Here is a 25,011-nt window from a genome sequence, read left to right as displayed (position 1 = left end):
GCCGCTTCGGCGCCGTCGCGGGCTTGTCGGTGAGGAAGTCGATCAGCCGCTGGGCCGGGGCGGGCGGGTCCTCGGCGGCGAGGACGCAGATGGCGTATTCGCGCTTCGCCCACGGCTCGGCGAGGCGCACCAGCCGCAGGCCCATGGCCTGGGCGAGCGGCTGCACGGCCTTCTCGGGCAGGATGCCGATGCCCAGGCCCTCGCTGATCATCAGGCACATCACCTCGAAGCTGCGCACCTGCACGCGCGTCTTCATCACGCGGCCGAGCTCGCGGGCCCGGAACGAGAGCAGGCGATGCACGGCGGTGCCGCTCTCCAACCCGACCAGGTCCTCGTCGAGGATGTCGGCGAAGGCGAGCGCCTCGCGGCCGGCGAGCGGATGGTCGCCGCGCAGCGCCACGGCGAGCTGATCGCCCTCGTAGGGCGTGACGGCGAGACCGTCGATGTCGGCACTGCGGACGAACACCCCGAGATCGGCCTGCTTGTGCAGCACCGCGTCGATGGTCGACTCGCTCGGCCGCTCCTCGAGGTCGAGCTTGATCTCGGGATTGGCGGCGACGAAGCGCGACAGGTCGTGGGCCAGCCGATGCACCAGCACCGAGCTCGACGCGCAGACCCGGACATAGCCGCGCACGCCGAGCCGGTGCTCCTCGATGCTGACCTGCAGCTTCTCGCCGAGGCGCAGCACGTCGCGGGCGTAGTTCATCATGGTGACGCCGGCGGCGGTCGGCTCGATGCCGTGCGGGCGGCGGACGATGAGCCGGGTGCCGACCTCGTGCTCCAGCAGGCTGACGCGGCGGCTCGCCGCCGAGAGCGCGATGTTGAGCCGCTCCGACGCCTTGCTCATGCTGCGCAGCTCGCAGGCGGTGAGGAAGATGCGGAGCGTCTGGAGATCGTGTGAGAGCAAGGCGCGCATGCGGATCGGGGCTCGGGCGCGCCGGACATCGGCGCAGCCGCCACCATAGCACGCGCGCGCGCGGCGGGGAGAGGCGCGCCCGAAGGCCGTCAGGCACAGCAGCCGAAAGCATGATCGTCGAAGAGCGCACCTCCACGCTGAAGCCCGGCACGCTGAAGCCCGGCACGCTGCATCTCGACGACCAGGACGACGAGAAGAACGGCGGGCTCGCCATCCAGACCCGCATCCTCGGCAACCTGATCGGCTACTTCCACGTCGAGATCGGCGAGCTGAGCAAGGTCGTCTTTTGTGGGGCTATGCGAGCCTCGCCGAGCGCGAGGCGAACCGCGCCGCGCTCGGCGCCGATGCGGAGTGGCTCGGCTGTCCGAAGCCGTCGCCCGACATCGTCCGATCGCCCGCCGACCGTGTCATGAGGCGTCGGGAGGGGACCGCTCCGGATCCTTCGGGGCGGCGGTCGGCTTCCTTATCAGGACCGTTTGGCCCGACACGGACCGGCTGCGACATCCTCACCGCCGGACCGCACCGGCAGTCGCGGGGCACGGGGGGCCGACGCTATCGCCGGAAGCGGTCCAGCAGGCTGGTGCCGAGGGTCCAGAAGTGCGCGGCGAAGCCGTTCACCAGGACGGCGCGGACGAAGTGGAACGCCGTCACCAGCGCCACGTCGAGGTGGAGGGTCTGGGCCGTGACGGTCATCTCGGCGATGCCGCCGACCGAGGTGGACAGCACCGCGGTGCCGTAATCGAGGCCGGTCATGGCCGTCACGCCGCCCGCCACCGCCGCCATCACGCCGGAGAGGAGCAGCACCGTGCCGATCGTGGCGAGGCACACCGGCAGCATGCGCAGCACCACCTCGCGGCGGAACCGCGCCCCGATGCTGATGCCAATCAAGAGCTGGCCGATGTCGTAGAGCGGCACCGGCACGCGCCCGTGCACCGTCTCGGTCGCGGCCAGCACGGCGGCCCCGAAGATGGCGCCGATCATCCACGGATTGTTGAGCCGCACCACCATGGTGGCGCCGACGCCGGCGAGCGCGCAGGCGAGCGTCAGCCCGGTGAGGAGCGGCGTCAGCGGCGTCCGGGCCGCCAGTGCGGCGATCTCGCCGTGCAGGTCGAGCAGGAGCACGAGCGGCGGCAGCAGGCACACCACGAGACTCAGCCGGATCGTCTGGGCGAGCGCGATCGGCTCGGCCGCCGCGCCGACCGCGGCGCCGATATTGGCCATCTCGGCGAGCCCGCCCGGCATCATGGCGAAATACGCCGTCCGGCGATCGACGCCGGTGACCCGGCCGAACAGCGGGGCGATGAGGGCCGCGACCGCGATGGCGAACAGCGCCGTCGCCACCATCAGGGGCAGGTTCAAAAGGATGCGGCCGAGCACCGGGGTGGTCAGCCCGAGCCCGACCTGGGCGCCGACGACGAGCTGGCCGAAGCGACGGCCGTGCTGCAGGCCGCCGCCGGGCCGCAGGCCGGCCATCGCCACGGCCGCCGAGGCGGCGAGCGGGCCGAGGATCCAGGGCAGCGGAATCCGCAGTGCCTCGGCGACGAAGCCCGCCGCGGCGGCGAGCAGCAGGACGAGGCCCGTGACGGCGGCGGCGCGCAGGCGCCCGCGGAACTTGGATGGCGCCGGCATGGCCGCTAGGTCCGCGGCTGCGCCGGCGCGGCCGTAGCGGGAGCTTGCGCCGCGAGCCAGTCGTGGACGAGGCCGCCGAACACGGCTGGCGCCGTCAGCGGAAACATGTGGCCGCCCCAGTCGACGACGGTCAGCGTCGACCCCCGAATCGCGGCGTGGAGCTCCTCGGCGAAAAAGGGTGGCGTCGTCATGTCGTCGCGCGCCGTGACGATCCGGGTCGGCGCCCGGATGGAGCCGACCTCCGCCGAAGGGTCGAAGTCGCAGATCGCGGCGATGCGGGCCATCAGGATCTCGGGATTCGTCAGGCCGGCGACGGCCGCCGCCTCCATCTCCAGCATGCGGCCGTAGTTGCGGGATATCCAGTCCGGCGGATAGAGCAGCAGGCTCGTCACCCGGACATAGGTCTCGGCGCCGAGGCCGGTGAGGATGGGCAGCCGCGCGTCGAAGCAACGGCGGAAATACGGATCGCGCCGTCCCCAGGTGGCGGCGAGCAGCAGGCTGCGCACCCGCGCCGGATGCCTGGCCCCGAGGATCTGGCCGATGGCGCCGCCGGTCGAGTGGCCGCACAGATGCGCGCTGGCGATCCCGAGCACGTCCATGAGCGCGACGAGGTCGTCCGCCATCCCGTCGACCGTGTAGGGGCCGGGGGTCGGCGTGCTCTGCCCGGTGCCGCGATGGTCGTAGACGATCACCCGGTGGCGCCGCGCGAAGGCATCGACATGGGGAGCCCAGAAGGCGGCCAGCCCGCCAAGGCCCGTCACCAGGACCAGCGGCTCGCCGTCGCCGTGCGTCTCGTAGTAGAGCCGGCCCGTCCCGATGTCAGCGAACGGCATCGGCCTGTCCTTCCGCGCCGTGGAGGTGGAGCCGCATGGCGTGCCAGGCGGCGACCGCCGCCGCGACGATGTCGGCGACGGCGCGGCCGCGGCGGTGCCGGTCGAACATCTCGAACTCCACGACGGCAGCCGGCGCGGCGGCGAGCACGTCGCGAACGATCGGCCGCAGATCGACGATGCCGGCGCCGAGCACGTCGCGGTCCGGCTTCTCGGCGGCGCTCGCCTGGGCGATGCCGCAGATCTGCAGCCCGACGACATTGGCGGGCGGCGTCGCCAGGTCGGGATCCCACCAGCTGTGATAGGCGTCGAGCATCAGGCCGAGCCCCGGCACGCCGGCGGACAGGCGTCGTGCCGCCGCGATCGAGGTGACGGCGCCCTTGAACAACACGTCCATCGGATGGATCGGCTCGACCGCCAGCCGGACGCCGGCCGCCGCCGCCGTCTCGACCAGCGGAGCCAGACGATCCTCGACCAGCGCCGCAGCCACGGCGGGAGCCCACAGCACCCGCTCCCGCAGCGCGCCGTCGTCGCCGAAGCCCTGGCCGGAGAGCCCGCCCGTGACGATCACCAGGGCCGCGGCGCCCATCTCGGCGGCGGCGTCGATCAGACGGCGGTTCTGGTCGGTCTGCGCCGCCGCCAGGCCGGGATCGCGCAGCAGCAGGTCGCCGGCGCTGTTGAGCGACGTCACCGCGAGCCCGTGGTCGGCGGCAGCCTGGCGACAGCCGCGGCCCCCGAGCTCGGCCAGCGCCGCCCGCGTCATGCCGATGCCGGCGGCGCCGCGCGCCGCGATCTCGGCGGCGAAGCGCTGCGCGCCGTAGCCGGGCGGGCAGAGATAGTGGTTGATCGACAGGCCGGGGGCACGCATCCGAGGAGTGGCCGCAGTCGGAGGGTTGAATCAGAAGGACGGAGCCGAGAGGGCGGGCGGCGGCGGCTCGACCGCGGCGTACCAGTCGGTGATCTGGCTGCCGGTCATGAACACCACGTCGTCGCGGGCCGTCAAGACGTCGAGCAGGCGGTTGAACCAGGTGATCCGGTGGGCGACGCCGATCAGATGCGGATGCAGTGGCAGCGTCAGGACCCGGCAGTTGTCGCCGAGCTCGGTGTCGTAGGTGGCGAGCGTCTCCAGGGCGCGCACGTATTGCGCATCGGAGGCGTGTCCCCAGCCGGCCCACAGCACGCTGTCGTTCAGCTCGAGCGAGTAGGGCGCCGCGACCATCGGCCCGTGCGCGGTGCGCATCCAGGTCGGCAGGTCGTCGATCACCCAGTCGCACAGATAGTCGATGCCGGCCTTCTTCAGATGGTCGGGGGTGTCGAAGGTCTCGCTCAGGCCCGGCCCGAGCCAGCCGCGCGTGCGCACGCCCGTGAAGGCGCGTAGCGTCGCGAGCGTCGCCTCGATCACCTCGATCTCGTCGGCGGCGCTCTGCAGCGGCTGCTGGAACACGCCGTGGCCGATCAGCTCCCAGCCGGCCTCGAGCGCCGTCTCGGCGACCCGCGGATAGACCTCGATCACCTGCGCGTTGATGGTCGCGGAGGCCGGGATCGAGCGGCTGCGCAGCGCCCGCAGGATGCGGGCGTGGCCGACCCGCATGCCGTACTCGACCCACGAGAAGTTGGGCACGTCGGGGATCTTGTCGAGCCCGTGCGGGCCCGGCTGGATCTTGCGCGGCATCGGCCGGTCGAACGGCCAGTACTCGATGTTGACGACGACGTGGACGATCAGCGGCTTGCCGTTCGGCGCCGGCAGCTTCGGCCGGTCGGTGGCGAGCTGGTAGGGGATGCGGGGATTGGACATCGGGGCCATGATCAACTCGGGGCCAGGAGGGCGCGCGGCGTGTGGAGGGTCTCGAGCGCGATCTTCACGTGATGCACGAAGGCCTCGGAGGTCGGATCGCGCGGCCGCGGCAGGTCGACGTCGATGATGCGGCCGATGCGGCCGGGCCGCGGCGTCATCACGACGATGCGGTCGGCCAGGAACACCGCCTCCTCGATGCTGTGGGTGACGAACACCACGGCCGATCGGTGCGCCGCCCACAGGCGCAGCAGCTCGGCCTGCATGGCGCTGCGCGTCTGCGCGTCGAGCGCCCCGAACGGCTCGTCCATCAGCAACAGCTTGGGGCTGGTGGCGAGCGCGCGGGCGATGCCGACGCGCTGGCGCATGCCGCCCGACAGCTCGTGCGGATACTTCTTCTCGAAGCCGGCGAGCCCGACCGTCTCGACCAGGCGTGCCGCGATCTCGTGCCGCTTCGCCGCCGCCATGCCGCGGGCCTTCAGGTTGAACTCGATGTTGCGCAGGACCGTCATCCAGGGGAACAGGCCGTGCTCCTGGAACACCACGGTGGTGTCGGGATGGCAGCCGACGAGCTCGCGCCCGTCGATCAGGATGCCACCCTGGCTCGCCGGCTCCAGGCCGGCGATGATCTGCAGCAGCGTCGATTTCCCGCAGCCCGAATCGCCGAGCAGGCAGACGAACTCGCCGAACGCGACGTCGAGCGACACGTGGTCGAGCGCCAGCACGTGGCTGCCGCGCTGGTCGTAGGTCTTGGAGACGTCGGAGACGCTCAGATGCATCGCAGGATCCGCCGCGTTACTGGATGACGAGGCCGTCCTGCCAGCGGCACAGCCTGGCCCGCAGGAGCTGGATGGACTGGTCGAAGAACAGGCCGACGGCGCCGATCAGGATGATGCCGGCGACCACCTGGTCGGCCCGGAACATCACCTGGGCGTACATGATCATGTAGCCGAGCCCGGACTTCACGGCGATCATCTCGGCGCTCACCAGAGTGAGCCAGCCGGCGCCGGTGGCGAGCCGCAGCCCGGTGAGGATCGACGGCAGCGCGCTCGGGAAGATCACGTCGGTGAACACCATCAGGTTGGAGGCCAGCGCCGCCCGGGAGACCTTGAAGAGCGTCCGCTCGACGTTCTTCACGCCGAAGATCGTGGTGATGATCAGCGGCCAGAAGGCCGAGAACCAGATCAGGATCACGGCCGGCCTGTCGCCGATCCCGAAGAACAGGATGGCCAGCGGGATGAGGGCGATGCCGGGCAGGCAGCGGAAGATCTGGATGGTCCAGTCGAACGTCTCCTCGACCGGCCGGAACCGGCCGATCAGCAGGCCGAGTGGCACCGCCGTGACGAAGGCGAGGCCGACGCCGAGCAGCACCCGCACCAGGCTGGTGCCGGTGTGGCGCAGCAGGTCGGGCCAGCTGTCGACGAAGATCAGCCACACCGCCGCGGGGGCGGGCAGCAGCACCGACGAGTAGGCGCCCGCCACCGTCGCGACGTGCCAGACGAGAAGCAGCAGCGCGAGCGGCGACAGGCCGAGCACGATCCGACGGAGATGCCGGTGCGCCATCTCAGACGAAGCTCGTGTCGACGAACTTGGACCAGTCGGGCTTGCTGGTGATCTGGCCCATCAGCTGCATGATGTCGCCGACCGCGACGATGCTCTTGCCGAAGTCGCCGCCGACGTCGCTGGTGTAGAAGATGTTCTTCATCGCTTCCGCCGCGATCGCCGGCGACAGGTTGAGGATCTTGACCATCGCGGCGGCCGCCGACGAGTTGTCGCGCTGCAGCTCCTGGGTGGCCCGGACATGCGCCTTGACGATCTGCCGCGTCGTCTCGGGATTCTTGGCGATGAAGCTGCGCGAGGCGATCAGCACCACGTTGCGCTTGCCGAGCGGCGTCTCGTAGGGATTCCAGATGTCGGTCGCCCAGCCGTTCATGCGCACCAGCGTCGGGATCGGCTCGACCCCGTGCAGGGCGTCGATCTCGCCGGAGCGCATCGGCGCCGGCATGTCGTTGTTGTTGAGGAAGACGAGCTCGACCTCCTTCTGGATGCCGAGGTCGCGCAGCTTCCACTCGAGCCCGAGCTGGGCGATCGAGCCCGGCTGCACGGCGATCTTCTTGCCCTTGAGGTCGGACAGCGACTTGAAGGCCGGCTTGCCGATCAGGTACCAGCCACCCTCGCAGCCGTTGCACAGCGTCACCAGGTCGAGACCCTTGGAGGCGAGCAGGATCGCGCCGTTGACGCTGGCGTAGCCGACCTGCGTCTCGCCGGCGGCGAGCGCCTGCATGCGCTGGGTGATGTTGGCGAAGTCGATCAGCTCCGCCTTGATGCCGGCCTCGGCCAGGTATTTGGGCAGCAGCGGCGCCTGCATGGTGGTGCCGCTGAACACCGAGCCGATCTTCACGCTCGACACCTCGGCGCGGGCGAGGCGGGGAATCACGGCCGGCGCGGCGACGGCCGACATTCCTGCGATCAGCACCTGGCGGCGGGTGGTCATGCGGTGGGTCCTCCTGGAGGGTGGCGCGGGTGGTGCAGGCACGGGCCGTGCCAGCGGGGGTGGGGTCATGCCAGCAGGGTGGCGGCGATCCATCGTGCGGTCGCCACCGTCGCGAGGTCGGAGGCGGGCGGGCCCATGACCTGCAACCCGAGCGGAAGGCCGCGGCTGTCCATCACGGGCAGCGACAGGCTCGGGCCGGCGACCAGGCTCCACGGCACCGGATAGGACCGGCTGCCCGTGTAGGCGATGTCGGCGATCGCCGGGCCGGACGAGGCGAGGGCGACGAAGCCGTCGGCCTGCTCGGCGAGCCGGCAGGCGGCGGTGCGAAGCCGCAGCCGGGCGGCCACCGCCTCCCGGTAGTCGCCGTCGGTCATCCGGTCGGCGCGCGCCAGGAGGTCGCGCACCCGCTCGCCCACCAGGTCGGCGCCGCAGTCCGCATAGGCGCGCAGCGGCCATTGCGATTCGTAGGCGAACACCCGGATCGAGACCTCGGACGCCTCGGCCAGCGCCTGCTCGAACGCCTCGACCTCGGCCGTGGTCCTGCGGTCGACGATTGCGACGCCGTGTCCGGCGAGGGTGTCGATCGCGCGCTCGAAGGCGGCGCGCGCGTCCGCGTCGACCTCGGCCCAGCCGGCGGTGTCGAGCCGGACCAGGCGGCGCGGCTTCGCCGCCGTCGGCATCGCGTCGGGCAGATCGAGCCGCGGGCCCCCGGGGCCGGGACCGAGGGCCGCGATCACCGTCGTCGCCGCCCACACGTCGTCGAGGTTGGCGCCGAAGATGCCGAGCGTGTCGAGCGAGGCGGCGAGCGGCGCCGTGCCGTCGAAGCAGAGCAGCCCGTGCGAGGGCTTCAGCGCATAGGCGCCGCAATAGGACGCCGGGCGGATCACCGAGGCCTGGGTCTGGGTGCCGAGGGCGAGCGGCACCATGCCGGCGCCGACCGCGGCGGCCGAGCCCGACGACGATCCACCCGGCGTGCGGGTCGGATCGTGCGGGTTGCGGGTCGGCCCGGCGCGGCCGCAGGCGAACTCGGTCGTCACCGTCTTGCCGAGCACGATGGCGCCGGCGCGGCGCAGCGCGATGATGCAGGCGGCGTCACGGCGCGGCTGGTAGCCCGCGAAGATCGGGCTGTTCATCTCGGTGGGGAGCTGGCGCGTCTCGATGATGTCCTTGGCGCCGAGCGGCAGGCCGTCGACGGCCGACAGGGCCCGGCCGTGCCGATGGCGCACCGAGGCGTCGTCGGCGAGCCGCCGGGCCGCCTCGGCGTCGAGGCTGACGAAGGCCCGGACGGTCGGCTCCAGCCGGTCGATCTCCTCGAGGCAGCGCTCGAGGAAGTGGCGGGGCGAATCGGAGCCGTCGGCGAAATCGGCGCGGCACGCCGAGAACGGCCGCAGCGGCGGCCGTCTCGCCGCATAGCTGGGGCGGGAGCGTTGGGCGGTCGGGCGGGGGGCGATGGCGTAATCCAGCGGCATTCCGTTCTCCTAGCCGGATTGCACCACAGCACTGGACCGACATCAACCCGATTGTAGACAATCTTATAGTCGACAATAGACGAAAAATGTGGCATTCCGCCTGGAAATCGCGCAAAGCTGCCGACGACGAGGCCAGGCCCACGCCGACCAGGGGCGGCCCGCCGCCGAGCCGGACACCGCCGGGAGCGTCATGACCGTCCGAACCGAGACCCTGAGCCTGTTGCGATCCAAGTCGTTGCCGGCCGCGATCAAGGACGAGATCGCCAGCCTGATCCTCTCCGGCGAGCTGCCGGCCGGGCGGAAGCTGACCGAGGCGGAGCTGGCCGCCCGGCTCGGCGTCAGCCGCGGGCCGATCCGCGAGGCCTTTCTCGGGCTCGAGGAGGCCGGGCTGGTGCGCATCGAGAAGAACCGCGGCGTCTTCGTCCGCGAGATCACGGCACGCGAATCGAGCGAGCTCTACGAGCTGCGGGCCGGGCTGGAGAGCTGGGCCGGCAAGCTGCTGGCGCCGCGCGTCACGGCGGAGCAGATCGTCGCGCTGCGTCGGATGATCGACGAGATGGCGCGCAGCATCGAGGAGGTCGGCATCGAGGGCTACTTCCCGCAGAACATCCGCTTCCACGAGATCCTGGTGGAGTACACCGGCAACGCCAAGCTGCTGCAGACCTATCGGCGGATCATCAACGAGATGCATCTGATGCGCCGCCACGAGATGGCGACCAGCCGCGGCATGGCCGTGTCGGTGAAGGAGCACGGCGCGATCGTCGACGCGCTGGAGAGCCGCTGCCCCGAGACGGCGGCCCGCGTCATCGAGGCGCATGTGCTGGGCGGTCGCGACCGGCTGCTGGCGATCCTCGACGGCGCCGACCCGGCCGGCGCCGATCCGGCTTGTTCCGCCCGGCCCAGCCGCTAACGTGCGTCCGAATCGGCCGACCCGCCGGAGGGCCGGTGTTCTTCGGATGATGCGTCGCCATGGTCCCCGCGAGCCGAGTCTTGCGCGTCGCCTCGCGTGATCTGCGCCGGGCGATCGATCTGCTGACGGCCGAAGGCGGCGCCAAATTCGCCCGCCGCGTCGCGCGACGGCTTTATCGCCTCGTCGTGCCACGCAGCTATGCGGCCTGGATCCGGCGCTACGACCGGCCGGTCGCTCCGCAGCGCCTGGGATCCGACGCCCGCTGCGGCGCTCCGCCGGGCGGCTCCCCGCCCACGATCGACCTTCTGATGCCGGAGGCCGGCGATCCGGCCGGGCTCGCCGCCACGGCGACGTCGCTGCAGCGGCAGACCGCACCGGACTGGCGGCTGTTGATTGCGCTCGGGCCGGCCACGCCGCCGGCGGCTCTTCGGGCGGCCTCGACCGTGGCGGAGCACGACCGGCGGATCCGCCTGGTCCGAACCGCGCCCGAGCCGGATTCGGCCGACGCCGACGGCTTTGCCGCGGCGGCCAACCGGCTGCTCGCCGAGGCCGACGGTTCGTTCGTCGCGCTGCTGGGCGCCGGAGATGCGCTGGCGCCGGACGCGGTGGCTGCGATGCAGCGGGCCGTCGCCCGTCCGGACACCGTGCTGGCGTTCAGCGACGAGGACGTTCTGCGGCGCTCGCGGCTGCCGTGGCGCCGTGCGGTGCGGGCCGATCCCTGGTTCAAGCCGGACTTCAATCCGGCCCTGATGCTCGGCTGCGACGCGGTCGGCCGGCTCGCGGTGCTGCGTCGCGACCGGGTCGTGGCGGTCGGCGGCATCCGGCCGGGCTTTTGCGGCGCCGAGGAGTACGACCTGGTCCTGCGCTACACCCGGGGCCTGCCGGCGGCCGCGATCCGGCACGTGCCGCGAATCCTCTGTCACCGGCCGGCCGAGGTGCGGCACCCCGGCGGCTGGCGCAGGGTGGACGGGGCGGCGGCAGCCAGGCGCGCGGCCGCCGAGCATCTCGCCGCGATCGGCACGGTCGCGACCCTGGAGCCCGGGCCGGCGGGGAACCGCGTCGTCCTGGCCGCGCCGCGGACCGCCCCGCGGGTCAGCGTGCTGGTCGCCACCACGGGCCGCCCGGCCGTCGCGGCACGCTGCTTCCACACCCTGTTGAAGGGCACCGACTACCAGGCGCTGGAGGTGCTGGTCCTGGTGTCCGAGGCTGCGACCGCCGATCCGGAGCGCGCCGCCTTTCTCGACGGCCTCGCGGCCGATGCACGGGTTCGGCTCGTGGTCGGTCCCGACCGGCCCTTCAATTATTCCGAGGTGAACAATCGTGGCGCCGCGCAGGCGACCGGCGACGTGCTGTGCCTGCTCAACGACGACACCGAGGCCTTGCGGCCCGACTGGCTGGCCGGGCTGGCCGCCCGCGTCGCCCAGCCCGGCGTCGCCGCGGCCGGAGCGATGCTCCTCTACCCGGACGGCACCATCCAGCACGCCGGGGTGTTGCTCGGTCTCGGCGGCGTCGCCGGCCATGTCGGCCATCGCGAGCCGCGCGGCAGTGCGGGCCCGTTCGGCCGGCTGGCGCTGGAGCAGGACGTCGCCGCCGTCACGGCCGCCTGCATGGCGGTCCGCACGGAGGTGTTTCGCGCGGTCGGCGGCTTGGACGAGGGGCTGCCGCTCGCCTACAACGACGTCGATCTCTGCCTGCGGATCCGCCGCGCCGGCTGGCGCATCGTGTGGACGCCGGCGGCCGAGCTCGTCCACCACGAATCGGCCTCGCTCGGCCGGCACGATACGGCGCACGCGATCCGGTTCGCCGAGGATGTCCGGCTGATGCGGCACCGATGGGGGCCGGATCTCGACGCCGACCCGTATTACAATGCGAATCTCTCGCTCGACCGGGCCTATGCCCTGGCGTTTCCGCCACGCCAACGGTCCGGCGGAGCCGATGGACCTGGACCTGTCGGGGCCCTGACCCGCTGATGCCGATCCGGACCACGCTCTCCATCCTGGCCGGTGCCGGCCTCGCCCTGCTCTGGGGCGTGGTGGCCTATCCGGTCATCGACTGGGCCGACAACGCGCTCTACTGGCGACGCGTGCGGGCCGGCAGCGACGTGGCCGAGCTGGTCGGCCATCTCGGCAACAACACCTTCTTCGAGTTCTCCCGCGCCGCCGCCAAGGCCGGCCTGCGGCGCTCCGACACCATCAAGGGCGTCGTCGACAACGCCACGCTGCAGCCGGACGGCCGCCTGCGCTTGTTCGGCTGGGCGGTCGACACCCACAAGGGCAACAAGCCCGTCGACGTCTTCCTCATCGCCCCCAAGGTCGCGGTGTTCATGGTGCAGACCTCGCGGTCGCGCGACGACGTGGCGGACGTCTTCCTGTTTCCCCGCGACTACATCAAGGCGGGCTTCGAGACCACCTTCGACCACAAGGTCGACTGCGCGGTCGCGCGCGCCGCGCCCTATGTCGTGGTGGTGAACCAGGATCTCGAATACGACATCGTCAATCCGCAGGTGAAGATCGCGGGCTGCTGAGACGGCGCGCCGTCTGCCGACTTGCCTCGTCATCACGACGGCTGTCCGGACGGGTGACGCGTCGGTCCGAGCGGGCCGATCTCATAAGGATGCGGCTCCATTCGAAATACCCTGTTCAATGGGGAAACAACAGGGAAAACCCCGGCAAGCGGAGCTCGGCCGATGCGGCAAGCCGCTCAGAGTCGCCTGGCTTTCAATGTTGCGGTGCCGATTTCCCGTCGCAGCTCAACAGTGAAATCCCAAGCGATCCGCAGGGGATCGGCGCACACAAACAGTGAGGGGCGGAATTGCATCCGTATGGCCCGACGCGTCGAGGCGCCGCCGTGCCGAAAGACCCAGAGGCCGGCGGGGCTTTGGTCGAGCAGAACAAGACGTCCCGAATTCTTGCTCTGACCACCGGTTATCGGAACAAAAAAAGAACAAAAGTAGAACAATGCGTGTGGACGAGCAGATCAGCCGCTCTTGACCTTCCGACTTAGCCCGGACATCTTTGGCACCACCGATTGTGAGCCGAGTTACCTGGGGCGCTGGATCAACAGCGACGCCTCCAACAACAAAAAGAAAGACGACGATGATGACGAACGATGGGCGCGGCCAGTTGGGCCCGATCCGCGATCTCGCGGTGTATTGGCTTCCGCTGACGACGTTGAAGGCAAATCCCAAGAACGCCCGCACCCACAGCAAGCGCCAGCTCACGGCCCTTGCACAGTGCATTCGCGAAGTCGGCTTCACCAACCCGGTGATCATCGACGAGGACGGTATGATCCTCGCCGGTCACGCCCGCGTCGGGGCAGCGACGATGCTCGGCTTCGACACGATCCCGGTCATTCGGATCGATGCGCTCAGCGAGGCCCAGAGGCGGGCCTATGTGCTGGCGGACAACAAGCTCGCCGAGCGGGCCGGGTGGGACCGTGACATGTTGGCCGTCGAGCTCGGCGAACTTTCGGTCCTGTTGCCGAACCTCGATCTGTCGCTCGATCTCACCGGGTTCGAGGCCGGGGAGATCGACGTGATCTTGTCCGATCACGACGAGGCGGCACAGCCCAAGGGCGAGGACGCGGCCGGACCCGGATCCGAGACCCCGGTGTCGAGGGCCGGGGACATCTGGCGTTTGGGCCGCCATCGCATCCTCTGTGCGGATGCCCGTGATCCGGCGTCGCTCTCGGCCCTGCTCGGCGACGAGCAGGCCGACCTTGTCTTCACCGATCCGCCCTACACCGTGCCGAGCGAGGGCGATGTCGTGGGGCACCGCTGCATCGAGCGCGGCGAGTTCGCGATGGCGCGCGGGGGACCCTCGGGCGCCGAGTTCCACGATTGTCTGGCCGAGGTGCTCGGCCGTGCGGTGACGGTGACGCGCGCCGGTTCGCTTCATTACGTGGCGGTGGATTGGAGGCACGTCGCCGACCTGATCGACATGGGAAAGGGGATCTATTCCGGCCTCGCCGATATTTGCGTGTGGACCAAGTCGAGTCACGGGCACGGGTCGTTGTACCGCAGCCAGCACCTGCTCTTCGCTGTTTTCGAGGTGGGGCCGCGCGCTCTCCCGACGACCGGCGAGATCGGCCGCGTCGGCTGCGCCGGCCGCGGTCGCTCGAACGTCTGGACTCATGCCGCCGCCGACGCCATTCGGGCGGGCCGCGGGGAGCCGGCCATTCACACGACGGTGAAGCCGGTCGCGCTCGTCGCGGACGCGATCAAGGATGTGACCTCGCGCCACGCGATCGTCCTCGACCCGTTCGGCGGACGCGGCACCACCCTGATCGCAGCCGAACGGACGGGGCGGCGGGCTCGGCTGCTCGAGATCGAGCCGCGCCACGTCGACGTGACGATTCGGCGCTTCGAGTCCTTGACCAAAGTCGACGCGGTTCACGCCCGGACGGGGCTGACGTTCGCCGAGGAAGCGGGCTTGCGCGGTGGCCCTGTGCACTGATTCCGCGAGAAAGACACACCATGTCCAATAACAAGAAGAAGACCCGTGAATCGCTCGATCTCAAGCGTCGCCTGAAGGACGCGACGTCGGACGAGCGCGCCAGCCTGCTCGACGGACTTCCTTACGAGGTCGGCTTCGGTAAGCCGCCGTTGGGCGCCCGGTTCAAGCCCGGTCAGTCGGGAAACCGGCGCGGGCGTCCGCCGAAAAGCAAGGACCTGGCGACAATTCTCAGGGAGGAACTCGAGGCGCAGATCGTCGTCAATCATAACGGCAAACGCCATAAGTTGACGAAGTGGCAGGTTGCCGTCCGTCAGCAGGTCAACAAGGCGGTCGCCGACAAGGACCTCAAGGCATTCATGTGCCTCGCCGAGTTGGCGCGCCACACCCGCCAGCTCGAGGCCGCCCCTGCCCAACAGGCTGCGCCCATCGACGACCGCGATCTCGCCGCGGTCGCCGAGCTGAGGCGCCTCTATGAGGAGAGTGCGCCCGACCCGGAGGACGCTCCCGACGCGGACGACGGCAACGGAGAGCCGGAGCCGATGGCATGAACACCGCGCTTCGCGAGGCCGTCGCGGCCTATCGTACGAACTTCCCCCTGTTCGCCACCAAGGCATTCAATATCGTCAATCCCGGGACGGCCTTCTCAGGGACAATGGCGTTCCTGGCGATGGCGCATGCCCTGTCCGAGGTGGCGGCGGGGCGCACCCGCCGTCTTCTGATCACGGTGCCGCCCCGGTCGGGAAAGTCGCTTTTGGCCTCGATCGCGCTCCCGGCCTTCGTCCTCGGGCGAGATCCGACACGGCGCGTGATCTGTGCGTCCTACTCTGGTGATCTCGCGGCGAAGCTCGCACGCGATTCTCGGATGCTGATGTCGGATCACAGCTATGGGCAGCTTTTTCCCGGGACCAAATTGACGGGAAAGAACACCGAGACCGAGATGGAGACCGCCCATGGCGGGTTTCGCTTCGCGACGTCGGTCGGTGGTACGTTGCTGGGGCGCGGCGGAAACTTCATCGTCATCGACGACGCCATGAAGCCCGACGAGGCCAGCTCGCAGAGTTCTCGCGAGCGGGTGTGGGACTGGTTCACCGGGACGGTGGGGTCGCGCCTCGACAACAAGGCCGAAGGCGCAATCGTGGTGGTCATGCAGCGGCTCCATCCGGAAGACCTGGTCGGGCTGCTGCTCGACCGCGGGGGATGGGATCATCTCTGTATTCCGGCGATCGCAGACACCGACCAGATTCTGTCTGTCGGAGGAGGGCGGGTTCATCATCGTAAAGCCGGCGACGTCCTGGATCCGGTCCGGGAGCCACGGCACGTGCTGGACCAGATCAGGGCCGAGCTCGGGTCACGCACGTTCGAAGCCCAGTACCAGCAGCAGCCCGTCCCCGACGAAGGCGCCCGTGTGAACTGGTCTTGGTTCCGGACATACGATCGGGCCCCGGATGCCCGGCTGAACGATCGGCTCGTCGTGAGCTGGGACACTGCGACCAAGGACCGGGACGTCAATGATTACACGGTCGGCATCGTCGCCCGCGTCACGGCGCAAGACGAAGTGTTCATTCTGGAGGTGATCCGGGAACGACTGATCTTCCCGGCGCTGCGCTCGCGCATTCGGGAGGTGGCGCATCGCCATCCCGGGACTGTCAGCTTGATCGAGGATGCGGGTTCCGGGACGGCATTGATCCAAGACCTCCGGAATGTCGCTCGCGTCATCGGGATCCGGCCGGTCGGTGAGAAGATTCAACGGTTCGACGCCGTCACACCTCACATCGAGGCCGGCCGAGTGCATCTCCCGAAACAGGCGCCCTGGCTCGCCGCATTTCAACGGGAGCTCCTCACCTTTCCGGCCGGTGCTCATGACGATCAGGTCGATGCGCTCTCACAGCTTCTCGGCTGGTTGAACAATCGCTACCACGGGTCGTATGTCGGGACGTATGGGATGAATTGACGATGACCCGGAACGGTCTGGTGGAGTGCGTCGAATCCACCGACGCTGCGGCTTCCGTTAAGGCCTGTGCCGGAACACCGCGTTGCGAAGCACCGCCTTGCGAGCGGGTGGTGGGCCGGATGGGGTAATCCCAGTCGCTGTGGATCCGTGATGGCATTGAGCAATGACGTCTATGCCGGATGTCGGTACGACCGCCGGAGGCGTCACAGGAACTCGGCCCTTCGGTCGCGTCGCGGGCGCTGACGAACCGAATCGCGCGGCGCCCGTTGATCGGGGCGGCGCGTCACGGTGACGGCTATCGATCGCACATAGCCCGGTACGCTGTTCCTCACGCGCCGCGTTCTGCTCCCGACAACACGCGAGGCACCGATGATCCAATCCCCCGAGGAACTCCTTTCGCACCAGCTGTTCAGCATCCGCGATGCGGAATCGCAGGCGTCGAAGGCGATCGAACGCTATCTGGAGCACATCGAAACCGACGACCTGCGCGAATTGCTCGCGCTGCGTCTCGCCCAGGGCAAGACGATCGTCCAGAACGTCGAGAAAGGCATGAAGCAAATCGCCGTGAAGCCCAGGAGCAAGCAGAACGCTGCAGCCCGGGGCCTGATCGAGCAAACGGAGGCCCTGCTCGGCGAAGTCGAGTCGATCGACATGAAGGAGGCCGCCGTCATCGCCGGCGTACAGGAGCTCGAGCATTATTGCATCGCGGTCTGGGGCACGGTGCGGGCGCTGGCCGGGGAGGTCGGTGAGGACGATCTCGCCGGAGCGATGCAACGCGCCGTCGAGGAGGGCTATGCGCTCGACGAGCAGCTCAGCGCGATCGCGGAAGGCGAGATCAATCCGTCAGCGATGGCCGAGGAGAGCGAGGACGACGAGGAGTTCGGGGAGGAGGACACGGCCGAGGGGGCCGATGGGGACGAAGCGGCCGGGACCGAGTCTGGCCGAACCAAGAACAAGGGCAAGTCCGCCGCGACGTCCGGCAAGGACTCCGATCTGAAGCAACGCGAGTACCGGGGTGCCGACGGCGAAATCCACCACCATACGCGCAAGGCAATGGAGCGGAGCGGCGGCAAGTAGACCCGTCGAACGCTCGCTGATCTCAGTGCGCCGCGTGCGGGGCCGGCGGTCCTGCCGCGGCTCGCCCTTCGGGCGCCAGCATCGCCGAAACCGCGAGTCCGACCGTCGCGAAGCCGGGCTCCGCGCCGTTCATCAAGGCGATCTCGCCGCGCTGGGCGTGCCGGATGACGTGGGCCATTGTCCTGAGGCGGAGATCGCTCGCCCGGTGCAGCGCCTCGTCGGCCATCAGGATCGCGCCACGGTGATGCTCGGACATCAGCGCCACGAAGGTGCGGTCGAAGTCCGGTCGCGCCGTGTCGCGCAGCGCGCTGATGCGGGAAGGGTCGAGCATGCCGGGCATGTCCCGGTGCTCCTGCGCCGTCGCGGGCGGCAGGACGCCGCCGAACCAGCTTCGCCACCAATGGGACAGCGCGTCGATCTCGGCCCTCTGCGAGGCGGCCATCAGCCGCGCCAGCGCCCGCAGACGTTCATCATCCGCATTGTCGGCTGCGATCGACGCGAGCGCGACGCCCTGGGCGTGGTGCGCCGCCATCTTCCGGATCCAGCTTTGGTCATAGGACGGGTCGTGCCCCGTCCACGGCAGTTCGCGGCCCGATGCCCCGAGCACCGCGAGACCCGAGAGCGCCACCATGCCGGCGAGCGAGAGCGCGCCCCAGACGAGGCCGAAGCGCCGGTGCGGGGATGGCCGGAGTGCCCCGACACGGTCTCGGAGCCAGGGGAACAGCGGGTACATGGACGCGGAGAACAGATGGACCAGCAGGCCGAGCCAGTAGGGCTGTTCCAGGGTGAAGACCGGCTGCATGAACGGCAGCACCGGCACCAGGACGAACCATTCGAGGCTCGACGTCAGCATCGCCCAGGGGAGTGCCAGGGCGAGGAGCGTCCAGGGTCCGAGCCTGCGGGTCCACCGGCCGAGCAGGCCGAAGAAGACCAGGGCCCAAGAGAAGTCCGCCCATTGGTGGAACGCGATGCCGGCTGCGACGACGCTCCACGACGGCTCGCTCTGCAAGGCCGCATCGCGGATTGGAATGGCCGCGACCACCATCCAGTCGACCGCGGCGTCGCGACCGATGCGGAAGGCCGACAACGTGCTCACGATCGTCGAGAAGGTGCTGCTGATCAATCCGAGCAGCGCGGCGGCCTTCCAGTCGAGCCGCCGATCGACGTCGCGCGGTGTCATCGCTTTGCCCCGCGCGCATGGTCCGGCGGCCGCCGGGGCCGCCAACGCAGCAAGACCAGGGCGGCCGGAATGCCGATGAGCAGGGCTCCGAGCGCCGCCCGGACGCCAAGTCGCGTCCCTCGGGCCCGCCACCCGCCGCGGACCGCATGCGGCCCTCGGCTGGTGAAGAGATTGCCCTCCGAGGGCGGCGTCGCCTTTGCCTCGAACTGCAGGATCGGACCGAGTCGACCTCCGGCCCGCTCGGCCGTGCGCGGCGCCACCGCGGCGAGCCGAGACACCAGCCGGGCGATCCGGCCGATGACGACCTCGGGCCGCGGGCGCTCCGCCACGGCCAGCACGGTGCGAGCGACCGAGGCCGGATCGCAGGTCGGAGGGATCGCGCGCGCTCGTTGCCCGGTGTAGTTCGCGGCGTGCTGATACACCGGGGTGTCCACGGACGGCGGCAGCACGGTACAGACCTGGATGCCCGGGGTGTCGCGAAGCTCTTGCCGCAGCGCCGCGCTCAAGCCCCGGATGGCGAACTTGCTCGCCACATAGGCGGACGCGTGGGGCTCGGTGACGACGCCGAGCAGCGAGTCGATGTTGACGAGGACGCCACGGCTGCCTTGCTGCCGGAACTGTCTCAGGGCGGCGCGGGCGCCGTAGACATAGCCGAACAGGTTGGTCTCGATCACCTTTCGGAAGGCCGGCTCCGGCACGTCCTCGAACCGGCCGAGCGCCAGGACGGCGGCGTTGTTGATCCATACGTCGATCCGCCCGAAGGTGTCGACCGCGACGCGACGGAGAAGCGCGACAGCGTCGGGATCGCTGGTGTCGGTCACCCGCACCAGGGCCGTCCCGCCGAGCGCGCGGCATTCCCGTGCGGTCTCGTGCAGCGGCGCCTCGCTGCGCCCGGCCAGCACCACCGCGCTCCCGGTCCGTGCGAATGCATGCGCCACGGCCCGCCCGATGCCGCTGGACGCTCCCGTGACGACGACCACGCGCGTCGGGGCAGACGTCGGCATCGGAGCGAGAGGCGGCATCGTTCGATCCTCGCGACAGAAGCGGCAGAGTGCGGAGGGTCCGGTACGCAAATGCTGACGTAGCGATCTCGTTCCAGGCGAACAGGGGTCTCCGGCACAGACGGCGCGCTCACGAGCACGTTCATTCCATGGAGCTGCCGCATCGGAGCCGACCGCAGGCTGACCCCAGGACTCCGCGTCAAGGCCCGAGCCTGATGGCGGCCCCTTCGTTCGGGCTCTGCAGAATGGGACTGGTGATCTGCGCGTCGACCGCTTCAGGCCCGCGACTCGGCCCGGATGAATGATGAAAGCGCGGGCCGGACTCCGGAAGCAAAGGAACTGCAGCGGGCCGGCGGCGTGCGCTGATGAACCTCAGGATACTGAACTCGGGAGGCCGACGGGGATCCGGCTGATGAGGCGAGATCGAAAATACCAGACGGAACGAGCCCCGGACGTGCACGGCGCCCGGGGCTCGTAGGCACTCGACAACGGAGGAGGAAGGCGTGCCTACACAAAAAATGAACTCACGCCTGGTCGCGTTCCGCTGGAACGAGGTCATCCGTGTCGCCTCTGTCAGCTCGACGACACTGGGCTGACCCAGCAGTGGGACGTGACCGGAGCAGCTGATACCGCGCCTCGACGAGCAACGACCACATCGATCCATATTTCTGACCTCCAAAGATCCTGGCCACGCAAAACCGATCCGGTCAGCGGGGCGCGGGATGTGCAGCGAGGAGCGTCCTCGGGGAGTAAAAGTGCGTGGAACTGCATGGATGTGTCGGTCGTCCGACCTAGTGAATTCTGCCCGAGTAGCCCGGTACGTATGTTCGACAGAGAGACCGGTTATCCTCTGTACGAGTGGAGGGCTGACGCCCCGAAGGGAATAACGCGATGTATACGCTGGATCCGGACGCCTGCTGTCTCGCCGCGGACGCCTTCGAACGAGCGCAAGCCGAGCTGTCGGCGGACGACCGGACTCAAGAAGGCAAGAGCCGCGGTCGTCCAGGCGATTGCGCACCGGACGTTCCGCGGAAATGCCGCCGTGGCGGAGCGAGTCGCCGTTTTCGACGACCGGCTCGCGGCCCTCGCGAGCTGCCACGCATTGCTGGTCCAGGCCGACTGGACGGGAGCCGAGCTCGCCGCGATCGTCGCCAGCCAGCTCGATCCCTATGTGTCCGAGAATCCGGACCGGCTGATGACCCGGGGCCCGCCTGTTGTGCTGCCGCCGGATCTCGCGACCCCGTTCGGCCTCGTGTTGCACGAGCTCGCGACGAACGCGGCCAAGTACGGATGCTTATCGTACCCCGCCGGAATGCTCGCCGTCACCTGGACGCTCGGTGAGAACGACGCGGACCGGATCGTCAGGGTCCTCTGGACCGAAGCGGGTGGCCCGGCGGTGGCGAAGCCGGCCTCGGTCGGGCTCGGGAGCAGGTTGATCGACGGGGCCATTCCGAACGCGAGGGTGACGCGCGAGTTCCGTCCGGAGGGGCTCGTCTGCACGATCGAGGTGCCTTTTCCCGAGCTCGACACGGCTGCCGCCGAGTAGGCACATTCGGTCCGTTCACCGTCTCAGGAACTGCCGCATCGTGCGGAGGCGCCAGCTTCAGTCGGAACGTCCTGTTGCTTGCTCGATCCAGGCTTGCTCCATCCCCGGGCTGCTCCGCGGTGGTTTGCTCCGTCTGGGCCAAGGTCGAAGGCCGTCATCTCGATCTCGAGGAGCGGGCGGAAGATAAAGGGGGCCTGCCGCTCCGGCAGACGGGGACCACAGGGTCTTTGTCGAGCCCCGGCAGGATCCAACGGCGCCGTCGGACCGGAGCGCTCGAGCCGTCCCTCGATCGTCATCGGCCGACAATCCTTCTGTCTGAAGGCGCCACATCCGGACGAACGGTCCGTCGTCATGCCGCCGCCTCTCAACACGGTCGGGCTTTGACCGTGTGCTGGTCATGTTGGGCGGCCGCATCGTCGAGGACGGCTCGCCGACTGAGTTGCGGTGTGCGACAGCAATGATGGTACGCCCGTGCATTCGGTCGACCAACGCTCCGTGGACCGCAATGTCGAAATTGGTGTCGAGGGCCGACGTGGCCTCGTCGAGGATCAAGATCGGCGCATCTTTCAGGATGGCACGGGCCACCCAAATTCAATGACGCTGTCCACCCGACAGCTTGAGGCCGGGCTCCCCGACGAGCGTGTCGACAGGCGGCCCCAGACGGCGTGATCAGCGTCGGTCGGCGTAGCGCAAGTGCGGCGCACATCAACGAACGACGACGTAGAGCTGTCAGGAGCCACGAACGGGCTCGCGTCCGGCCGGCCGCGGAGCTTTGTGTCGAAGCACGACGTGATGAATGCCGTGGCACTGGGCTGATCTGCGGCATCTCCGGGATATTTTGTCGGGCGAGCACCCCTGACACGTTGCCGTGCCAGATCGTTGCTCCGACCGCTGCTGCCGGCAGCGTGGAACGGAGTTGTTCGGACCAGCGTTCCGGCACGGAGACGAGACACGCCCCACATGTTTGGAGGCGCCATGACCGAGGATCGCGACATCCCCGACCAAGAGCCGGCTGAAGGGTCTCGAGACGTCGTCGATCGCGAGTGGCATCGAAAGCTGGGGCGCGAAGGGCGATTGGCGATGATGAAGGAAACTGGGCGGACGCCGGAACGCCAAAGCCGCCGGCACCGGAATCGCCGGGCCGACCTGCTGTCCTGACCCTCTCTGAGATGCATGACACGCTTGCATGCTGTGGGAGGCCGCGGCTGGCCCGCCGTATCTGTTCGCATCCGCGGGCGGAAGATTGCGCAGGAGAGCCCCGGCGTTCAGCAACCTGATCCAACCGAAGGAGCCGCCGTGACATGACCGAGCAAACCAGACAGGACGGCAACGATACCGTCGACCGGCTACGCAACGACATCGACAGTGGACGAACCCGCGACAAGGTTCAGGTCTCTGACCCGGCTGCCGCGCCGCTGGGCGCCGATGAGGAGGCGGCCGGAACTCCAGTGACGGCCGAGCGGGTTGCGAAGAGCCGCCGCGCGGAGCTGGCGGAGGGCGGAGCCGCTCCGCGGCACGACGGTCTCGGGAGCGCCTGGATCTTAATCGGCGTGGTCGTGGCTTTCGCGACCGCGATCGTGGGCTGGGGCATTCTGCGCTGAGCCGAAGACCAGCCGTCCAACAGGGCGGCAGATGTGGGAAGGAATGTCGGCCCGGGATCGTCTCGCTCCGGCAGTCTGGAACCCGTGTGTAGACCGGCGTGTTTCCTTCCATGTAGAGCACGAACACCCTCGAGCAAGAACACCTCCGTATGCGTGTGATCCCCACTCGCCTCCACGGCATCATAGACTACGTCGTCGGCGTGATGTTGATGGCTTCGCCATACGTCCTCGGCTTCGCCGACGGTGGGGCGGCCGAGTTCGTCCCGGTCGCGCTCGGCTTCTCGGCCGTGATCTACAGCCTGTTCACCGATTACGAACTCGGGGCGATTCGCGCGATCCCCATGCCGGTCCATCTCGGGCTGGATGCCGCCAGTGGCATTGTGCTCGCGGCCTCGCCGTGGCTGTTCGGCTTCGCCGATCAGGTCCATCTGCCTCATCTGCTGTTCGGGCTGTTCGAGGTCGCGGCGAGTCTGACGACGCGCACGCGCCCGAGCTCCGGCCTGGTGATGGGGGATGCGTAGCGTGGCCCCAGCCGACGTCGCTTTCGACCGATCGGCGCCCGGACGCGAGACCTCTCGCGAGCCTGCGACCGTCTCGCGCGGGAACACGTTACCGGCTGCTGCCTCGTCACCGCCCCGCGTCGTGATCCTGGGCGCGGGCTTCGGTGGCCTGGAAGCCGCGAAGGCTCTCGCCGATGCACCCGTCGACGTGACGCTGGTCGATCGCCAGAACCACCATTGCTTCCAGCCGCTCCTCTACCAGGTCGCGACAGCGGCTCTGTCGCCGGCCGACATCGCCTGGCCGGTCCGGGCAATCCTGCGCGACCAGCCCAATCTGCGCGTCGTGATGGCGACTGCTACGGGCATCGACCGGGACAGGCGGCATGTGCTCACCGACCAAATCGCTCTGCCGTTCGACCATCTCGTCGTCGCGACCGGCGCGACGCATTCCTATTTCGGCCACGACGAATGGGCCGCGGTCGCCCCCGGTCTCAAGCGCATCGAGGACGCGACCCGCATCCGCGGGCGGCTCCTCGCCGCCTTCGAAAAGGCGGAGGTGACCACGGATGCCGAGGCGCGGCGGCGCCTCATGACCTTCGTGGTGATCGGCGGCGGACCCACCGGCGTCGAGATGGCGGGCGCCATCGCCGAGGTGGCGCGTCAGACCCTGCGCCGGGACTTTCGCCGGATCGATCCGGCGCTGTCGCGTATCGTGCTGGTCGAAGCCGGACCGCGCCTCCTCCCGGCGCTGCCAGCGGATCTCTCGGCCTACGCCGAGGCGGAGCTGCGGCGCATGGGAGTCGAGGTGCGCACCTCGTCCGCCGTCACCTCCTGCGACCGACTGGGGATCGTTATGGGGACCGAACGCCTCGATGCCGAGACGCTGGTGTGGGCGGCAGGCGTGAGGGCCTCGCCGGCCGCTGATTGGCTCGGCGTCGAAAGCGACCGCGCCGGGCGCATCGGGGTCGCCCCGGATCTCTCGGTTCCGGGAACGGCCGGGATCTATGCCATCGGCGACACGGCGAGCCTGCAGGGATCGGACGGTCGGCCGATCCCTGGGATCGCGCCGGCCGCCAAGCAGATGGGGCGGCATGTCGGGCGACTGATCGCAGCCCGGGTCGCCGGCGACGAGGCGGCAGCGAGCCGCCCGTTCCGCTACCGCCATCATGGCGATCTCGCCACCATTGGGCGCCGGGCGGCCGTGGTCCGCATCGGCCGGCTTCATCTCAAGGGGTTTTTGGGGTGGCTGTTCTGGAGCCTCGCCCACGTCTACTACCTGATCGGCGCCCGCAACCGGATCGTCGTGGCCTTCACCTGGATGTGGAGCTATCTCACCTTCCAGCGCGGCGCTCGCCTGATCAACTCGTGAGGCGTGACACGAGCTGGTCGAGGGGCCAGCGGAAAGGCGTTTTGAGGCGACCGGTGAACCGGCCATTTGAAGCCCGTGTCGAGCTGAAGGTGCGCGACGGCGGTCAGTACATCCTGAAGGAGGCGGCGCGGCGCGTGACTCCGGCCGAGGTGATCGAACGTCCGAGGGGCCACTGTCCGGGGCCGGCCCTGAAATACATCCGCGGATCATTCCTCGACTTCGTCTGCGACGTGCTTCACCCGCCCCCCGCCCCCCGCCCGCCGCCCGCCGCCCGCCGCCCGCCGCCCGCCAG

At 69.4% G+C, this 25,011-nt stretch carries 24 protein-coding genes and 2 pseudogenes; 14 read left to right on the top strand and 12 right to left on the bottom strand.

Annotation, left to right across the window (positions count from 1 at the left end; all coding sequences use genetic code 11):
- The coding region (locus tag CH341_RS12580; RefSeq protein WP_210208275.1) for a LysR family transcriptional regulator at window positions 1-916 on the bottom strand (916 nt) is incomplete at its 3' end.
- Window positions 917-1,026: 110 nt separating this feature from the next.
- On the opposite strand from CH341_RS12580, the gene CH341_RS12575 reads away from it, so the two are divergent.
- The gene (locus CH341_RS12575) at window positions 1,027-1,329 is read left to right on the top strand and encodes a hypothetical protein (protein ID WP_111419372.1); all 303 of its coding nucleotides are present in this window, start codon (window positions 1,027-1,029) and stop codon (window positions 1,327-1,329) included.
- Window positions 1,330-1,468: 139 nt separating this feature from the next.
- Here the strand turns inward: CH341_RS12575 and CH341_RS12570 are convergent, their stop codons facing one another.
- The 8 genes from CH341_RS12570 to CH341_RS12535 form a co-directional block, all read right to left on the bottom strand.
- A complete protein-coding gene (locus CH341_RS12570) occupies window positions 1,469-2,545 on the bottom strand; it encodes an AbrB family transcriptional regulator (RefSeq protein WP_111419371.1) in 1,077 nt (358 codons plus the stop codon).
- A 5-nt stretch (window positions 2,546-2,550) separates the two neighbouring features.
- On the bottom strand, window positions 2,551-3,378 hold the full coding sequence (locus tag CH341_RS12565) for an alpha/beta fold hydrolase (RefSeq protein ID WP_170149599.1): 828 nt from the start codon (window positions 3,376-3,378) through the stop codon (window positions 2,551-2,553).
- Entirely contained in the window at window positions 3,365-4,243 is an 879-nt protein-coding gene (locus CH341_RS12560) for a sugar phosphate isomerase/epimerase family protein (RefSeq protein WP_111419369.1), read from the bottom strand. Before CH341_RS12560 ends, CH341_RS12565 begins: the two co-directional genes overlap by 14 nt.
- Window positions 4,244-4,273: 30 nt before the next feature.
- Entirely contained in the window at window positions 4,274-5,179 is a 906-nt protein-coding gene (locus CH341_RS12555; RefSeq protein WP_210208274.1) for a polysaccharide deacetylase family protein, read from the bottom strand.
- A 2-nt stretch (window positions 5,180-5,181) separates the two neighbouring features.
- The gene (locus CH341_RS12550; RefSeq protein ID WP_111419368.1) at window positions 5,182-5,946 is read right to left on the bottom strand and encodes an ABC transporter ATP-binding protein; all 765 of its coding nucleotides are present in this window, start codon (window positions 5,944-5,946) and stop codon (window positions 5,182-5,184) included.
- Between the two features lie 16 nt (window positions 5,947-5,962).
- A complete protein-coding gene (locus CH341_RS12545) occupies window positions 5,963-6,730 on the bottom strand; it encodes an ABC transporter permease (RefSeq protein ID WP_111419367.1) in 768 nt (255 codons plus the stop codon).
- A 1-nt stretch (window position 6,731) separates the two neighbouring features.
- Window positions 6,732-7,661, bottom strand: coding sequence for an ABC transporter substrate-binding protein (locus CH341_RS12540; protein ID WP_170149598.1), 930 nt, complete (start codon window positions 7,659-7,661; stop codon window positions 6,732-6,734).
- A 65-nt stretch (window positions 7,662-7,726) separates the two neighbouring features.
- Window positions 7,727-9,130: an amidase gene (locus CH341_RS12535; RefSeq protein WP_111419365.1), complete on the bottom strand. Its 1,404-nt coding sequence runs from the start codon at window positions 9,128-9,130 to the stop codon at window positions 7,727-7,729.
- A gap of 190 nt (window positions 9,131-9,320) precedes the next feature.
- Between CH341_RS12535 and CH341_RS12530 the strand changes: the two genes are divergently transcribed.
- The 7 genes from CH341_RS12530 to CH341_RS12500 all read left to right on the top strand — a co-directional run bounded on the left by CH341_RS12530 (window position 9,321) and on the right by CH341_RS12500 (window position 17,522).
- The gene (locus tag CH341_RS12530; RefSeq protein WP_111419364.1) at window positions 9,321-10,040 is read left to right on the top strand and encodes an FCD domain-containing protein; all 720 of its coding nucleotides are present in this window, start codon (window positions 9,321-9,323) and stop codon (window positions 10,038-10,040) included.
- A gap of 80 nt (window positions 10,041-10,120) precedes the next feature.
- On the top strand, window positions 10,121-12,010 hold the full coding sequence (locus CH341_RS12525; RefSeq protein WP_146604457.1) for a glycosyltransferase family 2 protein: 1,890 nt from the start codon (window positions 10,121-10,123) through the stop codon (window positions 12,008-12,010).
- On the top strand, window positions 12,010-12,564 hold the full coding sequence (locus CH341_RS12520) for a hypothetical protein (protein WP_111419362.1): 555 nt from the start codon (window positions 12,010-12,012) through the stop codon (window positions 12,562-12,564). Before CH341_RS12525 ends, CH341_RS12520 begins: the two co-directional genes overlap by 1 nt.
- Window positions 12,565-13,135: 571 nt before the next feature.
- Window positions 13,136-14,494, top strand: coding sequence for a site-specific DNA-methyltransferase (locus tag CH341_RS12515; protein ID WP_111419361.1), 1,359 nt, complete (start codon window positions 13,136-13,138; stop codon window positions 14,492-14,494).
- Window positions 14,495-14,514: 20 nt separating this feature from the next.
- Window positions 14,515-15,042 (top strand): DUF5681 domain-containing protein, encoded by a 528-nt coding sequence (locus CH341_RS12510; RefSeq protein ID WP_111419360.1) that lies wholly within the window; start codon window positions 14,515-14,517, stop codon window positions 15,040-15,042.
- Window positions 15,039-16,445, top strand: coding sequence for a phage terminase large subunit (terL, locus tag CH341_RS12505; protein WP_111419359.1), 1,407 nt, complete (start codon window positions 15,039-15,041; stop codon window positions 16,443-16,445). Before CH341_RS12510 ends, terL begins: the two co-directional genes overlap by 4 nt.
- 369 nt (window positions 16,446-16,814) lie before the next feature.
- A complete protein-coding gene (locus tag CH341_RS12500) occupies window positions 16,815-17,522 on the top strand; it encodes a YciE/YciF ferroxidase family protein (RefSeq protein ID WP_111419358.1) in 708 nt (235 codons plus the stop codon).
- 22 nt (window positions 17,523-17,544) lie between these two features.
- Here the strand turns inward: CH341_RS12500 and CH341_RS12495 are convergent, their stop codons facing one another.
- A complete protein-coding gene (locus CH341_RS12495; RefSeq protein WP_111419357.1) occupies window positions 17,545-18,702 on the bottom strand; it encodes a DUF305 domain-containing protein in 1,158 nt (385 codons plus the stop codon).
- Entirely contained in the window at window positions 18,699-19,724 is a 1,026-nt protein-coding gene (locus tag CH341_RS12490) for an SDR family NAD(P)-dependent oxidoreductase (RefSeq protein WP_210208273.1), read from the bottom strand. The genes CH341_RS12495 and CH341_RS12490 overlap by 4 nt, the downstream gene beginning before the upstream one ends.
- Before the next feature lie 748 nt (window positions 19,725-20,472).
- Here CH341_RS12490 and CH341_RS35850 point away from each other — a divergent pair.
- Window positions 20,473-21,249 (top strand): sensor histidine kinase, encoded by a 777-nt coding sequence (locus CH341_RS35850; RefSeq protein ID WP_111419355.1) that lies wholly within the window; start codon window positions 20,473-20,475, stop codon window positions 21,247-21,249.
- A gap of 435 nt (window positions 21,250-21,684) precedes the next feature.
- Here CH341_RS35850 and CH341_RS36425 read toward each other — a convergent pair.
- Window positions 21,685-21,894: pseudogene (locus CH341_RS36425) on the bottom strand (ATP-binding cassette domain-containing protein); the annotation flags it as partial.
- 330 nt (window positions 21,895-22,224) lie between these two features.
- Between CH341_RS36425 and CH341_RS33665 the strand changes: the two are divergent.
- The 5 genes and pseudogenes from CH341_RS33665 to CH341_RS12460 all read left to right on the top strand — a co-directional run.
- A complete protein-coding gene (locus tag CH341_RS33665; protein WP_146604456.1) occupies window positions 22,225-22,407 on the top strand; it encodes a hypothetical protein in 183 nt (60 codons plus the stop codon).
- 143 nt (window positions 22,408-22,550) lie between these two features.
- The gene (locus CH341_RS12475; protein WP_111419353.1) at window positions 22,551-22,850 is read left to right on the top strand and encodes a hypothetical protein; all 300 of its coding nucleotides are present in this window, start codon (window positions 22,551-22,553) and stop codon (window positions 22,848-22,850) included.
- Between the two features lie 149 nt (window positions 22,851-22,999).
- Window positions 23,000-23,371, top strand: coding sequence for an SPW repeat domain-containing protein (locus tag CH341_RS12470; RefSeq protein WP_170149597.1), 372 nt, complete (start codon window positions 23,000-23,002; stop codon window positions 23,369-23,371).
- Window positions 23,372-23,492: 121 nt separating this feature from the next.
- Window positions 23,493-24,719 (top strand): NAD(P)/FAD-dependent oxidoreductase, encoded by a 1,227-nt coding sequence (locus tag CH341_RS12465; RefSeq protein WP_245431019.1) that lies wholly within the window; start codon window positions 23,493-23,495, stop codon window positions 24,717-24,719.
- A gap of 80 nt (window positions 24,720-24,799) precedes the next feature.
- Window positions 24,800-25,011, top strand: a pseudogene (locus CH341_RS12460) (hypothetical protein); the annotation flags it as partial.

The sequence above is a fragment of the Rhodoplanes roseus genome, from assembly GCF_003258865.1.
Taxonomy (GTDB): domain Bacteria; phylum Pseudomonadota; class Alphaproteobacteria; order Rhizobiales; family Xanthobacteraceae; genus Rhodoplanes; species Rhodoplanes roseus.
Note: the sequence above shows the minus strand (reverse complement) of the source record. Positions and strands in the feature narration are given on the sequence as shown.